The sequence below is a fragment of the Streptomyces sp. NPDC029159 genome, assembly GCF_055564055.1.
Map to the genome: position 1 here is coordinate 50,704 of NZ_JBVHWT010000007.1, position 14,196 is coordinate 64,899.

The 14,196-nt window shown below is 73.7% G+C and carries 13 protein-coding genes and 1 pseudogene; 3 read left to right on the forward strand and 11 right to left on the reverse strand.

The features are described from left to right. Positions 1 to 279: 279 nt before the first annotated feature. The 4 genes from secD to ACZ4U4_RS16025 all read right to left on the reverse strand — a co-directional run bounded on the left by secD (position 280) and on the right by ACZ4U4_RS16025 (position 5,178). The gene (secD, locus tag ACZ4U4_RS16010) at positions 280 to 2,724 is read right to left on the reverse strand and encodes a protein translocase subunit SecD (RefSeq protein ID WP_467873994.1); all 2,445 of its coding nucleotides are present in this window, start codon (positions 2,722 to 2,724) and stop codon (positions 280 to 282) included. A gap of 66 nt (positions 2,725 to 2,790) precedes the next feature. After that, positions 2,791 to 3,489 carry a hypothetical protein gene (locus ACZ4U4_RS16015; protein WP_467873997.1) on the reverse strand — a complete coding sequence of 233 codons (699 nt, stop codon included), beginning with the start codon at positions 3,487 to 3,489 and terminating at the stop codon, positions 2,791 to 2,793. A 61-nt stretch (positions 3,490 to 3,550) separates the two neighbouring features. Continuing rightward, complete coding sequence (locus tag ACZ4U4_RS16020; protein ID WP_467873999.1) at positions 3,551 to 4,219, reverse strand: response regulator; 669 nt, start codon at positions 4,217 to 4,219, stop codon at positions 3,551 to 3,553. Then, positions 4,216 to 5,178 (reverse strand): HAMP domain-containing sensor histidine kinase, encoded by a 963-nt coding sequence (locus tag ACZ4U4_RS16025; protein ID WP_467874002.1) that lies wholly within the window; start codon positions 5,176 to 5,178, stop codon positions 4,216 to 4,218. Before ACZ4U4_RS16025 ends, ACZ4U4_RS16020 begins: the two co-directional genes overlap by 4 nt. 439 nt (positions 5,179 to 5,617) lie before the next feature. On the opposite strand from ACZ4U4_RS16025, the gene ACZ4U4_RS16030 reads away from it, so the two are divergent. Beyond that, positions 5,618 to 5,944, forward strand: a complete 327-nt coding sequence (locus tag ACZ4U4_RS16030) for a TraR/DksA family transcriptional regulator (protein WP_467874005.1) — start codon at positions 5,618 to 5,620, stop codon at positions 5,942 to 5,944. A gap of 132 nt (positions 5,945 to 6,076) precedes the next feature. Here the strand turns inward: ACZ4U4_RS16030 and ACZ4U4_RS16035 are convergent, their stop codons facing one another. The 6 genes and pseudogenes from ACZ4U4_RS16035 to ACZ4U4_RS16060 form a co-directional block, all read right to left on the reverse strand. Next, a complete protein-coding gene (locus tag ACZ4U4_RS16035; RefSeq protein ID WP_391641845.1) occupies positions 6,077 to 6,619 on the reverse strand; it encodes an arginine repressor in 543 nt (180 codons plus the stop codon). A 7-nt stretch (positions 6,620 to 6,626) separates the two neighbouring features. Next, positions 6,627 to 7,844 carry an acetylornithine transaminase gene (locus ACZ4U4_RS16040; protein WP_467874009.1) on the reverse strand — a complete coding sequence of 406 codons (1,218 nt, stop codon included), beginning with the start codon at positions 7,842 to 7,844 and terminating at the stop codon, positions 6,627 to 6,629. After that, entirely contained in the window at positions 7,841 to 8,767 is a 927-nt protein-coding gene (gene argB, locus ACZ4U4_RS16045; protein WP_467874011.1) for an acetylglutamate kinase, read from the reverse strand. Before argB ends, ACZ4U4_RS16040 begins: the two co-directional genes overlap by 4 nt. Before the next feature lie 43 nt (positions 8,768 to 8,810). Next, positions 8,811 to 9,989, reverse strand: coding sequence for a bifunctional glutamate N-acetyltransferase/amino-acid acetyltransferase ArgJ (gene argJ / locus ACZ4U4_RS16050; protein WP_467874014.1), 1,179 nt, complete (start codon positions 9,987 to 9,989; stop codon positions 8,811 to 8,813). An 85-nt stretch (positions 9,990 to 10,074) separates the two neighbouring features. Then, positions 10,075 to 11,103: an N-acetyl-gamma-glutamyl-phosphate reductase gene (gene argC, locus ACZ4U4_RS16055; RefSeq protein WP_467874017.1), complete on the reverse strand. Its 1,029-nt coding sequence runs from the start codon at positions 11,101 to 11,103 to the stop codon at positions 10,075 to 10,077. Positions 11,104 to 11,370: 267 nt separating this feature from the next. Next, a pseudogene (locus tag ACZ4U4_RS16060) lies at positions 11,371 to 12,264 on the reverse strand (NADP-dependent oxidoreductase). A 69-nt stretch (positions 12,265 to 12,333) separates the two neighbouring features. On the opposite strand from ACZ4U4_RS16060, the gene ACZ4U4_RS16065 reads away from it, so the two are divergent. Next, the gene (locus ACZ4U4_RS16065; RefSeq protein WP_467874020.1) at positions 12,334 to 12,939 is read left to right on the forward strand and encodes a TetR/AcrR family transcriptional regulator; all 606 of its coding nucleotides are present in this window, start codon (positions 12,334 to 12,336) and stop codon (positions 12,937 to 12,939) included. 296 nt (positions 12,940 to 13,235) lie between these two features. Here ACZ4U4_RS16065 and ACZ4U4_RS16070 read toward each other — a convergent pair whose 3' ends face one another. After that, positions 13,236 to 13,391: a hypothetical protein gene (locus ACZ4U4_RS16070; RefSeq protein WP_467874023.1), complete on the reverse strand. Its 156-nt coding sequence runs from the start codon at positions 13,389 to 13,391 to the stop codon at positions 13,236 to 13,238. Between ACZ4U4_RS16070 and ACZ4U4_RS16075 the strand changes: the two genes are divergently transcribed. Further along, positions 13,384 to 14,172 (forward strand): amidohydrolase family protein, encoded by a 789-nt coding sequence (locus ACZ4U4_RS16075; RefSeq protein ID WP_467874026.1) that lies wholly within the window; start codon positions 13,384 to 13,386, stop codon positions 14,170 to 14,172. The two genes, ACZ4U4_RS16070 and ACZ4U4_RS16075, sit on opposite strands and share 8 nt — an antisense overlap. Positions 14,173 to 14,196: the final 24 nt, after the last annotated feature.

Sequence of the window (14,196 nt, forward strand, 5' to 3'; positions counted from 1 at the left end):
CGCAACTACTTGCAAATTTGGCAAGTAAATACCGAACGGCTGAAGCTCCGTGCGCAGCGAGGCAACGGGACGCCCTGGCCGGGATCCTGCTGGAGACCGCCGAGCCCATAGCTGACGCGCCGGGGTGTGAGCGGTACATAGCCAGCGTTCCTGGCGAGGGCGACGTTGCATGCGTCACGGCCAACTGCCGGAGAGAAATCTCCAGGTCGGCGGGTTTTTTCGTCTGCGCATCCGGGCGGACGGTGTCCCGGCCGGGCGGGCCGGGACACCGTCCCCGGGTCAGACCCGGGCCCCCGTGTCGTGGCGCGGCCGTTCGCCCGCCGGGCGGCGGGTGCGGACGCCGCGCGGGCGGGCCGGCCGCGGCGGCGGGGCGCCGCTCGCCGACTCCAGGGCGATGGCCAGCGGCAGCGCCGTGAACATCGACGAGTACGTACCGACGCCGATGCCGAGGAGCAGCGCCACCGCGAAGTCGGTCAGCGTGTCACCGGCCAGGACGGCCAGCGCGGCGAGGATGAAGACCGCTCCGATGCCGGTGTTCACCGTCCGCGGCACGGTCTGCAGCAGCGCCCGGCCCGCGATCGTCCGGAACGGTGTGGCGCGGTCGGCGGCCCACAGTTCGCGGACCCGGTCGAAGACCACGACGGAGTCGTTGACGGAGTAGCCGACGACGGTCAGCAGCGCGGCGAGGAAGACGCCGTCGACCGGTTTGCCGAGCCAGGCGAAGGCACCGACCAGCACCACCACGTCATGGGCGAGCGCGGCGACCGCGGAGAGGGCGAAGGTCCAGCGGAACCGGATCGCCAGGTAGATCATCTGCCCGGCGAGCGCCACGCCCAGGGCGATCAGGGCGCCGCGGCGCAGTTCGGAGCCGAGGCTCGGCCCGATCTGCTCGTCGCGCACCTTCTCCGCGCCGCCGCCCAGCTCGGAGACCACGTCGGTGACCCGCTTCCCGTCGGGGGCGGAGAGCGGCTCGGTGCGGACGGTCAGCTCCTTCGCGCCCGAGGTGTGGACCACCGCGCGGGGGAAGCCCGCGTCGCCCAGGGCGGTACGGGCCCGTTCGGCGTCCACGGGCGCACTGGTCGTGTACTCGATCATCCGGCCGCCGGTGAACTCCACCCCGTAGTCCACGCCGCGGACCACGATGCCGGTGACGGCCAGGGCGAGGGCGAGGGCGGTCAGCAGCGGCCAGCGGCGGCGGTGGCGCAGCGGGTCGGGGGCGCGCCGCGTGAGCCAGGTGCGGACCCGGCCGGGGCGGGTGAGGCCGGTGAGGCCGGGGCGGCGGGTCACCGCGCGCCGGGAGAGGGCGAGTTCGGCCAGGACGCGGGTGATCAGCAGGGCGCTCACCATGGAGGCGAGGACGCCGATGCAGAGGGTCACGCCGAAGCCGCGGACCGGGCCCGAGGCAAAGGCGAACAGCAGACCGGCGGCGAGCAGGGTGGTGAGGTTGGAGTCGGCGATGGCGCTGAAGGCGTGCCGGAAACCGGCGGTGAGCGCGGCGCGGGGGCTGCGGCGTGGTGCGCCGCGCCGGGTCCGGCCACCCGCCGCGTACTCCTCGCGGGCCCGCTCGAAGACCAGGACGTTGGCGTCGACGGCCATCCCGATGGCGAGGACGAACCCGGCGAGCCCGGGGAGGGTGAGGGTCGCGCCGACCGCGAGCAGTGCGGCGTACGAGATCAGGGCGTAGCAGGCCAGCGCGGCGGCGGCGAGGGCGCCGAGGAGGCGGTAGACGACGGCGAGGAAGACCGCGGTCAGCGCGGTGCCGAGGAGTGCCGCGCGGGCGCTGGAGTCGAGGGCGGCGGCGCCGAGCGTCGGGCCGACGGTGCGCTGTTCGACGGTCTCGACGGGGACCGGCAGGGCGCCGCCGTTGATCAGGAGGGCGAGTTCCTTCGCGGATTCCTGGTCGAAGCCGCCGGTGATCTGGGTGGCGCCGCCGGCGATGCCGGTGCCGCAGGCGACGGACGGGTCGACCTGCGGCGACGAGATGATCTTGTCGTCGAGGACGATGGCGGCGCGGCGGGCCGGGTCGCCCGGTGCCGCACAGGCCGCCTCGGCGGTGAGCTTCTCCCAGGCGTGCTCCCCCGTACCGCGCAGGTCGAGGGCGATGTGCCAGCCGGTGCCGCGCTCCGCGTCGAACCGGGCGGTGGCGTTCTCCACGCCGTCGCCGGTGAGCGCGGGCGGGCCGAGCCGCAGCCGGGTGCCGGACTCGTCGGGCAGGACGGGCCCGGCGTCCTTGCCGGAGCCCTTCGCGGGCCTGCCGGAATCGGCAGGGGCCCTGCCTGTTCCGGCCGGATCCTTTCCGGGCGCCGGGGTGGCCTTGCCGGGGGCGCCCTTGTCCGTGCCGTCCTTGCCGGTGGCCGGGCGGTCGGTGGGGGCGGTGCCGAGGACGGGGTGGACGGTCAGTTGGGCGGTACGGCCGAGGACGCCGGCGGCGTGGGCGGGGTCCTGGACGCCGGGGAGTTCGACGACGATGCGGTGGTCGCCGGAGCGGGTGAGGGAGGGCTCGGCGACACCGAGGGCGTCCACCCGGCGGCGCAGCACCTCCAGCGTGCGGTCGGTGGCGTCCCGGTCGGCCTGCGCCGACGGGGAGTCACGGGTCTCCAGCACGAGCTGCGTACCGCCACGCAGATCGAGACCGAGCCGGACGGGTTGGGTCACGGCGAGATAGGCGGACAGGGCGAGCACGGCGAACGCGAGCAGCGCGCGCACCCTGGTGGCGCGGGTCATGATGCCTCCAACAGGCGTACCGCGTCCGGGCGTTGCCGGGCGCGGTGGAGTGCGACAGGACGTCGGTCAGCTGCCGGAGGAGGGCGGTGCGCGGGCCGGAGGGAGCGCGGCGAATCCGGGCGCGCCCGCGGAGGCGGCACGGATCCGCGGCGGGCGCGGCCCGGTGTACGGCGGTACGGGAAGGACGGCGGCGGGCGGCGTGCCCGACAGCGGGTGGTACGTCTGCTCGGGACCGGCACCCGGGCCGGACCGCAACAAGGGGGCCGGGTGCCGGACGACGGGCGCGGCCCGCAGACCGCCGGTGAAGCGGGCGGCGTGGGGGGCTTCGGAGTGCGGGGGGACGGGGTGGGCGGCCGGGTTCGCGGAGTCGCCCGAGGGGGCGGCGGCCCGGTCGGGACCGACCGCGGCGCGGGGCCCGGCGGTGCCCGTACCCGGCTGCGGGCCGGCGGCGGCGCGGGGCCCGGTGGCTGCACCCGGCTGCGGGCCGGTGCTCAGGGCGGAGGGGGCGTCAGGTCCGGCGGCGGTGCCCGTGCCGGGGCCGGGCTCCGGCGAGACCGTGTCCTCCGGTGCGTACGCGGCAGCCGCCGGGCGGACCACGCTCGCCGCGTAGGAGGACGGCGCCGCCTCCCGCTCCCCCGTCGGCGGCGGGAGCGCGCCGAGGAGCAGGGCGGTGAGCAGCAGGAGCGTACGGAGGGCGGGACCGCGCAGGCCGTGCCGGTCACGGGCGGCCGGGCCCGCCGCCCGCCGTCCGCCGCGCCGCGTCATCCCGCCCCTCCCCTCTCCCGCCCGCATCGTCCGCTCCGTCCCGCCGCCACCGCTGATACCGCTACGGCTCGATCAGGCCCACCCGGATCGCGTACCGGGTCAGCTCCAGGCGGTCGCGCATGCCGAGTTTGTGCAGCATGTTGGCGCGGTGGCGTTCGACCGTCTTGACGCTGATGACGAGGGTGGCGGCGATCTCCTTGGAGGAGTGGCCCTCCGCGACCAGCTTGAGGATCTCCTCCTCGCGGGCGGTGAGGATCTTCTCCGGGACGCCGTCGCCCTGCCGGGCGCGGTCGAGGTAGTGGCGGATCAGGGCGGTGACCGCGCCCGGGTAGAGGAAGGGTTCGCCGCGCATCGCGGAGCGGCAGGCCTCGACGAGGTCCCGGTCGGCGACGGATTTGAGGACGTAGCCGGAGGCGCCCGCCTTGAGCGCCTCGAAGAAGTACTGCTCGTTGTCGTACATCGTCAGCATGAGGATCCGCAGGCCGGGCAGGGCCGCGGAGAGTTCGCGGGCCGCCTGGAGGCCGGTCATCCGGGGCATGGCGACGTCCAGGACGGCGAGGTCGGGGCGGTGCTCGCGGGCGAGTGCCAGGGCCTCGGCGCCGTCGCCCGCCTCGGCGACGACCTCCAGGTCCGGTTCGCCGTCCAGGATCAGCCGGACGCCGCGGCGGACGAGGGCGTGGTCGTCGGCGAGCAGGATGCGGACGGGTCCGGGTGCGGTGCGCTCGATCATGCGGCTCCCCTCTCCTTTCCAGGCAGCGGGACGGTCAGCCGGACGCCGACGCCCCCGGTGGGCGCGGGCCCGATGTCCAGGCCCGCCTCGATGAACAGGGCACGTTCGCGCATCCCGCGGATCCCGGCGCCCTCCCGGGCCCGGCCCATGCCGCGGCCGTCGTCGCGGACCTCCAGCACCACCGCCCCGGGCGTACGGCGCAGCGTCAGCTCGACGGTGCGGGCGTCGGCGTGCCGGGCGGCGTTGGTCAGCGCCTCCTGGGCGACGCGGTAGACCACCAGCTCGGCGGCGGCGCCCAGGTCCGGCGGGCCGCTGTCGCAGCGGCAGCGCACCGTGAGGCCGGTGTGGGTGGCGTAGTCGGTGGCGAGGGCGGTGAGGGCGCTGGTCAGGCCGAGGTCGTCGAGGACGCCGGGGCGCAGCCGGCGGGCGATGCGGCGGACCTCGTCCAGGCTCTGCCGGGTGGTCTCCTGGGCGTGCCGGAGATCGCCGCGCAGCTCCTCCGGGGCGCGGTCGGCGGCGCGTTTCAGCTCCAGCAGCACCGCGGTCATGCTCTGGCCGACCTCGTCGTGGAGCTCCCGGGCGATGCGGCGCCGCTCGGACTCCTGGGCGGAGAGGGCGCGGGCGGTGCTGGCGGCGCGTTCGGACTCCAGCCGGTCGAGCATCTCGTTGAAGGTGCGCAGCAGCACGGCGACGGAGCCGCGGCCGTCGACGGGCAGCCGGTGGCCGGGGCGGAGCAGGTCGACGGTGACCATCCGCTGGGTGAGCCGGTCGACCGGGGCGAGGCCGATGCGGAGCAGCGCCGCGTTGGCGACCAGCATGACGACGAGACCGCCGACGAGCACCGCCGCCTCGGTCAGCCCCACCGGCACCGAAACGGTCACCGGCGCCCACAGCAGCAATGCCGTGGCCGCTCCCAGCACCACCGCGTTGAGCCCGAAGATCCGCCAGAACAGCGACACCGCGCGCCACACCTCCTTGATCGGCTCACTCTCCCATCCGCCGGGGCCTCGGGGGCGCCCGGGTCGGGCGCCGGGCCCAGCATGCCGGTGCCGGGCGAGGGCGTCGATCGGGTGAGCGACCCATCCCTGACCAGGGCATACACCCCTGGTGCAGCCGGAGATGGGTGGTGCCACCCATGTACGGGACGGGCCGCTGCGGCGAGGCTGGGAGGCGGGAGCGACGGTTCGTGTTGCCCGGCGGGGTGCCGCCGCGGGGCGCGGTCCGGGCCGCTCCCGGCCGGGCGGTGACCGCCGCCCGCCGTCCCGTCACCCGCCCGCCCCGGCACCCTCGCCGGCGGCGTACCGGGGGCTGCGGTGGCCGTGTCCCGGCCCGGTCCCGTGCCCGGGCCGGGTCACGCCCGCCGCAGCTCCCGTGGCGCAGCGAAAGGAACCGTCCACGATGTCGCCTGATGCGGCCCGCGCCGAAACCCCCGCCGACCGGATCGGCGCCGACGACGCCCGTCGGCGCCTGGTGCACGAGCGTGACGCCCGGCTGGCGCAGCTCACGGCCATCGAGGGCGAGGCGCCGCCCGGCACCGACGCGCTGCTGACGGCGCAGACCAGCGCGATCCGCCAGGTGCTCGCCGAGATCCAGCAGGCCGAGGCGCGGCTGGACGCGGGCACCTACGGGACCTGCGTGCGGTGCGCCGAGCCGGTACCCGCCGAGCGGCTGGAGATCCTGCCGTACGCCCGCTGCTGCGTCGGCTGCCAGGAGCACACCGGGTGAGCCGCCGGTGGTGACGAGGGCCCGGGCGCGCCGCCGTTTTTTCGGAGGCGCACCCGGGCCCTTCGTGTACGACGCCGCGGGCCCGGCGCCGACCAGTGCGGTCGGGGCCGGGCCCGCGGCGTCGTAGGGGGTTCAGTGCGCCTTCTGCGCCAGCCGCAGCAGATGGTCGGCGAGCGCCTGACCGCCCGCCGGATCGCGGCTGATCAGCATCAGCGTGTCGTCGCCGGCGATGGTGCCGAGGATGTCGTGCAGTTCGGCCTGGTCGATCGCGGAGGCGAGGAACTGCGCGGCGCCCGGCGGGGTGCGCAGCACGACGAGGTTGGCGGATGCCTCGGCCGAGATCAGCAGTTCTCCGGAGAGGCGGCGCATCCGCTCCTCCTTGGCCGACTCCCCCAGCGGCGCTCGCGGGGTGCGGTCGCCACCCTCGCTGGGCACCGCGTAGATCAGCTCACCGCCGGTGTTGCGGATCTTCACCGCGCCCAGCTCGTCCAGATCGCGGGAGAGCGTCGCCTGGGTGACGGAGAGACCGTCGTCGGCGAGCAGCTTCGCCAGCTGGCTCTGGGAGCGGACCGCCTGCCGGTTGAGGATGTCCACGATCCGGCGGTGGCGGGCGGTACGGGTCTGGGGTACGGCCTGGCCTCCACCGAGTGTTTCGTTGTCCTGCGCCTCATGCATCGCTTCGTCAGTCTCCGGATCGTTGTTCCCCGTCGGCCGCTTCGCGGGCCGTGTCGAGGACGCCGGGCAGCTTGCGGAGGAACGTGTCCACGTCGTCGTCGGAGACGATCAGCGGCGGGGCGAGCCGGATGACGTCCGGCGCGACCGCGTTCACCAGCAGGCCCGCGTCCTGAGCCGCCTGCTGCGCCTGCGGCGCGAGGGGCTCCGTCAAGACGATACCCAGGAGGAGGCCCGCACCGCGGACCGAGGCGACCGCGGGGTGCGCCAGCGCCTCGATCCCGGAGCGCAGCCGCTCCCCGGCCCGCTTGACGTGGTCGAGCAGTCCGTCGCGCTCGATGGTGTCCAGGACGGCGAGCGCCGCCGCGCAGACGACCGGGTTGCCGCTGAACGTCGAGCCGTGCGAGCCGGGCGTCAGCAGCTCGGCGGCCGGGCCGAAGGCGAGCGTCGCGCCGATCGGCAGGCCGCCGCCGAGCCCCTTGGCCAGCGTGACGACGTCCGCCTCGACGCCCTCCTCCTGGGCGGCGAACCAGTGGCCGGTGCGGCCGATGCCGGTCTGGATCTCGTCGAGGACGAGGAGGGTGCCGGTGGCGGCGGTGAGCTCCCGGGCGGCCCGGAGGTAGCCGGGCGGCGGGACGACGACGCCGTTCTCGCCCTGCACGGGCTCCAGGATCACGAAGGCGGTGTCGGTGGTGACCGCCGCGCGCAGCGCCTCGATGTCGCCGTAGGGGACGTGGTCGACGTCGCCGGGCAGCGGGGCGAACGGCTCCTGCTTGGCGGGCTGGCCGGTCAGTGCCAGGGCGCCCATCGTCCGGCCGTGGAAGCCGCCGGCGGTGGAGACCATGTGGGTGCGGCCGGTGCGGCGGCCGATCTTGAAGGCCGCCTCGTTGGCCTCGGCGCCGGAGTTGGAGAAGTAGACGCGCCCGGGGCGCCCGGCGAGGGCGAGCAGCCGCTCGGCGAGGGTGACGGTCGGCCCGGAGACGTAGAAGTTGGAGACATGGCCGAGCGTGGCGACCTGGTCGGTGACGGCGCGGACCACCGCGGGGTGGGCGTGGCCGAGGGCGTTGACCGCGATGCCGCCGAGGAAGTCGAGGTAGGCGCCGCCGTCGGCGTCCCAGACGGTGGTGCCCTCGCCGCGGACGAGCGCCAGGCGGGGGGTACCGAAGTTGTCCATCATGGCGCCCTGCCAGCGCCGCTGGAAGTCGGTGTTGCCGGTCGTGTCGGTCATGCCGTCCCCTCGTCCGTGCCGTTCTCGGTGTCCTGGTCCGGCACGACCATCGTGCCGATGCCCTCGTCGGTGAAGATCTCCAGCAGGATCGCGTGCTGGACCCGCCCGTCGATGACCCGGGCGGTGTGCACGCCGTTGCGGACCGCGTGCAGACAGCCCCGCATCTTGGGGACCATGCCGCTGGCCAGATCCGGCAGCAGCGCCTCCAGTTCGGTGGCGGTGAGCCGGGAGATGACCTCGTCGCTGCTGGGCCAGTCCTCGTACAGGCCCTCGACGTCGGTGAGGACCATCAGGGTCTCGGCGCCGAGGGCGGCGGCGAGGGCGGCAGCGGCGGTGTCGGCGTTGACGTTGAAGACGCCGTGGTCGCCGTCGTCGCCGCTGGCCGCGACGGAGGAGATGACGGGGATGCGGCCGTCGTCCAGCAGCGCCTGGACGGCGCCGGTGTCGATGGCGGTGACCTCGCCGACCCGGCCGATGTCCACCCGCTCGCCGTCGATCGACGCGTAGTGCTTGGTGGCGGTCATCAGCTGGGCGTCCTCGCCGGTCATGCCGACGGCGAACGGGCCGTGCCGGTTGAGAAGGCCGACCAGCTCGCGCTGCACCTGTCCGGCGAGCACCATCCGGACGACGCCCATCGCCTCGGGCGTGGTGACCCGCAGGCCCGCCTTGAACTCCGACTCCAGGCCGAGGCGGTCGAGCTGGGCGCTGATCTGCGGGCCACCGCCGTGCACCACGACCGGACGGAGTCCGGCGTGGCGGAGGAAGACGACGTCCTGGGCGAAGGCGTTCTTCAGGTCCTCGTCGACCATGGCGTTGCCGCCGAACTTGATGACGACGGTCTTGCCGTGGTGCCGGGTCAGCCAGGGCAGCGCCTCGATGAGGGTGCGGGCCTTGGGCAGCGCGGTGTGCTTACGGGTGCTCATGCGACGGCCTCGCCGGCTGGGCTCGGGGTGGATGCGTGGTGGGTCACGACGAGTACGCGCTGTTCTCGTGGACGTAGTCGGCGGTGAGGTCGTTGGCCCAGATGACCGCGGAGTCGCCGCCGGCGGCGAGGTCGGCGGTGATGCGCACCTCGCGGTAGCGCATGTCGACGAGGGAGCGGTCCTCGCCGACGGAGCCGTTCTTGCAGACCCAGACGTCGTTGATGGCGACGTTCAGCCGGTCGGGTTCGAAGGCGGCGGAGGTGGTGCCGATGGCGGAGAGGACCCGGCCCCAGTTGGGGTCCTCGCCGTGGAGGGCGCACTTGAGGAGGTTGTTCCGGGCGATGGAGCGGCCGACCTCGACGGCGTCGTCCTCGCTCGCGGCGTTGATCACCTCGATGCGGATGTCCTTGCTGGCGCCCTCGGCGTCACCGATCAGCTGGCGGGCCAGGTCGTCGCAGACGGTGCGGACGGCCTCGGCGAACGCGGCGCCCTCCGGCGCGACACCGGAGGCGCCGGAGGCCAGCAGCAGCACGGTGTCGTTGGTGGACATGCAGCCGTCGGAGTCGACCCGGTCGAAGGTGGTGCGGGTCGCGGCGCGCAGTGCGGCGTCCAGCTCGCCCGCGGGGACGTCGGCGTCGGTGGTGAGGACGACGAGCATGGTGGCCAGGCCCGGCGCCAGCATCCCGGCGCCCTTGGCCATGCCGCCGACGGTCCAGCCGTCAGCGGTGACGACGGCGGTCTTGTGGACGCTGTCGGTGGTCTTGATCGCGATGGCGGCCTTCTCACCGCCGTGCGGGGTGAGGTGGGCGACGGCCTTGTCGACGCCCGTGAGCAGCTTCTTCATCGGCAGCAGCTCGCCGATCAGGCCGGTGGAGCAGACGGCGACGGCGCCGGGCGCGTGACCGCCGGTCTCGTCGTGCCCCGCGGTGTTCAGCGAGGCGGCGGCCTTCTCCGCGGTGGCGTGGGTGTCCTGGAAGCCCTGCGGGCCGGTGCAGGCGTTGGCGCCGCCGGAGTTGAGGACGACGGCGGAGACCTCGCCGCCCTTGAGGACCTGCTCGGACCAGAGGACCGGCGCGGCCTTGACGCGGTTGGAGGTGAAGACGCCCGCGGCGGCCAGGCGCGGCCCGTGGTTCACCACGAGGGCGAGGTCCGGGTTGCCGTTCTCCTTGATCCCGGCGGCGATGCCCGCCGCCGTGAATCCCTGTGCTGCCGTGACGCTCACTGCTTCTCCTCGATCATTTCTCCGGCCGCGCCCGTCCTGGGCCCGGCGCCCACTCCGTACCGCCCGCCCGCGCCGTCCGTACGGCTCACGGGGCCACCCCGACGAGCGGCAGCCCGGTGGTCTCCGGGAGGCCGAGGGCGAGGTTCATGCTCTGCACCGCGCCGCCGGCGGTGCCCTTGGCGAGGTTGTCGATCGCGCAGATCGCGATGATCCGCCCGGCGGCCGGGTCCAGGGCCACCTGGATCTGCGCGGTGTTGGCGCCGCAGACCGCGGCGGTCGCCGGCCACCGCCCCTCGGGCAGCAGCGTCACGAACGGCTCGTCCGCGAACGCCTTCTCGTACGCACCGCGGACCGCCGCCGCGTCCACGCCGGGGAGCGCCTTGACGGTGCAGGTGGCGAGGATGCCGCGGGGCATCGGCGCGAGCGTCGGTGTGAACGAGACGCCGACCCGCTCGCCCGCCACCTCGCTGAGGTTCTGGATCATCTCCGGCGTGTGCCGGTGCCCGCCGCCGACGCCGTACGGGCTCATCGAGCCCATCACCTCGGAGCCCAGCAGATGCGGTTTGGCGGCCTTGCCGGCGCCGGAGGTGCCGGACGCCGCGACGATCACCGCCTCGGGCTCGGCGAGCCGCGCGGTGTAGGCGGGGAAGAGCGCCAGCGAGACGGCGGTCGGGTAGCAGCCCGGCACCGCGATCCGCCTGGTGCCCTGGAGCGCCGCCCGCGCACCGGGCAGCTCGGGCAGCCCGTACGGCCAGACACCGGCGTGCGGCGATCCGTAGAACGCCTCCCAGTCGGCGGCGTCCCGGAGCCGGAAGTCGGCACCGCAGTCGATGACCAGCACCTCCGGGCCCAGTTCCTCGGCGACCGCCGCGGACTGCCCGTGCGGCAGCGCGAGGAAGACGACGTCGTGCCCGGCCAGCGCCTCGGCGGAGGTCGGCCGCACCTCGCGGTCGGCCAGCGGGAGCAGGTGCGGCTGGAGGGAGCCCAGGCGCTGCCCGGCGCTGGAGTGCCCGGTCACCGCCCCGATCTCGACCTCCGGGTGCCCCAGCAGCATGCGCAGGACCTCACCCCCCGCATACCCACTCGCACCGGCCACTGCTGCACGTACCGCCATGGGACCCTCCTCCTCGATGGCATGACTATACGGTTGGGGGAAGTTTTATGCAATCCATTCGAGGGGGGCGTCCGCAGGCGTCGTGACGACGATCTGTAGTTGGCCCTTCCGATCGACTGTTGGCCCCGCTGGGGCTTGGGCCCGCTGGGGCTTGGGCCCGCTGGGGCTTGGGCCCGCTGGGGCTTGGGCCCGCTGTCTTCCGATGAGTAGCGAGATCCCGGTTGGCGTCGCCCTCACTTTCTGCTTGAGGGCGACGCATGGCCGGCTTCAGACGAGCAGAACCCGGCGCCCGCGCGTGTGGCCGGCCCGGCTGTCGATGTGCGCTGCTGCGGCCTCGGCGAGCGTGTACGACTTCTCGACCGGGATGTGGAGCTTCCCCCGCGAGATGAGGCCGACGGCCTCGGTGAGCGCTTCCGGCACGCTCCCGGCCACGCCGGAGAATCGGACACCGAACTCCCGCGCATCGAGATCGGCGATGGAGATCACCTTCTGCGCATCCCCGGTCAGCTTGACGAGCTCGCGGATCACGCCCGAGCCGGCCAGGTCGAGAGCCGCGTCGACGTGGCCGAGCTCCCGCACCCGCCCGACCCAGCCTTCGCCGTACGTCGTGGCGACGGCACCCAAGCTCCGCAGATAGTCCTGGTTCGCGGCCCCAGCCGTGCCGATCACCGTGATGCCGCGGTCACGGGCGATCTACAGCACCGCCGATCCGACTCCCCCGGACGCACCGCTGACCAGCAGCGCCTGCCCGGACTGCACACCCACCTCACGGATGACGCGCAGCGCGGTCTCCACCACGGAGGGATACCCGGCCGCCTCTTCGAACGTCAGCCCCTCGGGCATACGGGCCCAGGCCGACAACACAGCGAACTCGGCATATGTACTCGAACCTTCGCCGAACACGCGGTCGCCGACCTTGACCCCTTCGACGCCCTCACCGACCTCGTCCACCACCCCGGAGGCGTCCAGCCCGACTCCGGAGGGCAACTCGATCGGATGGGCCCCCAGGACCTGGCCTTCACGGATCCTCCAGTCGACGGGGTTCACGCCCGCCGCCCGCACGGCGATGCGTATCTGGCCGGGGCCCGCGTGGGGCTCCTCGGCATCTATGAGTTGCAGGACGTCCGGACCGCCGAACTCGGCAAAGCTCACCTTCTTCATGCGGTGACCGTAACACTAACGGATAGCCTTTTGGAATTGTTATGGTTTTGCACCTGATAGTGTGAGGGCGTGACCATGCCGACCGGACGCCGTGAGCGCAAGAAGGCCGTGACCCGCCAGAAGATCGCTGACGCCGCCCTGCGACTCTTCCTGGAACGCGGTTACGAGGCGGTAGGCATCCGTGACGTGGCTGCCGAGGCCGACGTGGCCGTCACCACGCTCTTCTCCCACTTCGCCTCGAAAGAGGCCCTGGTGTTCGAACAGGACGAAGACTTCGAGCAACGCCTCACGCGGGCGGTCACCGACCGGGCGCAGCACGAGCCGCTCATCCCCGCGCTGCGCCGCGAGATCCAGGCCCTGGTGCGCCACTGCACCGCGGACAGCGCCGCCCCGATCTGGCGCATGATCGACGCATCATCTGCCCTGCGGGAGTACGAGGAGTCGATGCGACTGCGCCACGCGGAGTCGCTGGCAACGGCCATCGCCGCCGATCCCGACCTGTCACGGACCACAACGGCCTGCCGGGCGATCGCGAGGTTCGTGATCGACGCCTATTCGCTGGCCCGTGAGGCGGCCGACCCGAAGGCCGCGGTGGACGAGATCTTCCAGATGATCGAGGCGGCCTGGGAGGTCGCCTGTCACTCCGCAAACTCCACCGGCACGGCCGGACCGTAGTCAGGACTCGACCCCGCCGAGCGCCGTTTCGCCGAACCCCAGCGGCAGAGCGGATCAGTGCGCGAACCGACCGTGATCGTTCTGCACAACGATGGCCCCAGGGGCGCACAGCCCTGCCAGCGGTCCGGCTGCGGCCGACCCCCATGAGCAGAACGAGCCGAGGCCCTTCGGGGCCAGCTACCGTCCGCCATCGGGGCCAGCAACACTTCTTCGCAAGCTGCTGAGCACCGGCTACTGATCGTTGCGAGGCCACCTGTCAGCCTTCGTCACAGGCGTCACCGCTGCGGTTCAGTGCTTCAGCTCGCCGCCGAGCCCTCCCGGCCTGCCGCGTTCTCGGTGGCGGAGATCGTCCGGCGCAGCAGGCCGCGGGCGGCCTCCAGATCGGCGGCGCGCCGGTCGAGGACGTCCAGGTGAGCGCGGAGGCTGCCGAGGAGGGAGAATTCCTTGATCATCGATGCGCACAGCCATGTCCACGATCCCGTCGAGGCGCACCTGAAGCTGCTGGACGAGGCAGGGGTGGACCGCTCCGTCCTGTTCGCCACCCGCCCGCACCCGGAACGGGCCAGCGACCTCGCCTCGTTGCGCAGGGAGATGGCGGTCCTGGACGCGGCCGTCGGGGGGCGGGGCGGCACGGTCGAGGCGTACCGCGGCGCGTGGCAGGAACTGGATGCCGCACTCGCCGCAGGTCAGGGGCGGTTCATCGGCTTCCTGTCGGTACCGCTCGGCGTGGCGCCGGAGCAGATCGCCGCGCTCGTGGCACGCGAGGTCGTCGGGCGCGGGTGGCACGGGATCGGCGAGCTGACGCCGCCACCGGGACGGGTCGGGACGATCGAACCGGTGCTCCGGACGGCGGCCGACCACGGCGGGCCGCCCGTGGTCGTGCACGTCTTCGCCCCGACCACGGCCGACGATCTGACCACCCTGGCGGCCCTCGCCCGCCGGTACCCGACGGTTCCACTGGTGGTCGGTCAGCTCGGCGGGCTGAACTGGATGCACGCCGTCGAACTCGTGCGGGACACCCCGAACATGTACCTGGAGCTGTCCACGGCCCACCTCGTCCTCGCGGTGCGGCTGGCGATCGAGGAGATCCCGGACCGGACCCTGTTCGGCTCGGACGCCCCGTACGGCGACCCGGCCCTCGCCCGGGCGACGGTGGAGCGGGTCACCGGGCCGGGCGAGGTGCGCGACCGGGTGCTCGGCGGAACGATGGCCGAGTTGGCCGGGCTCGCCTGAAGCGGGCCCGGCGCCGGGGAACAC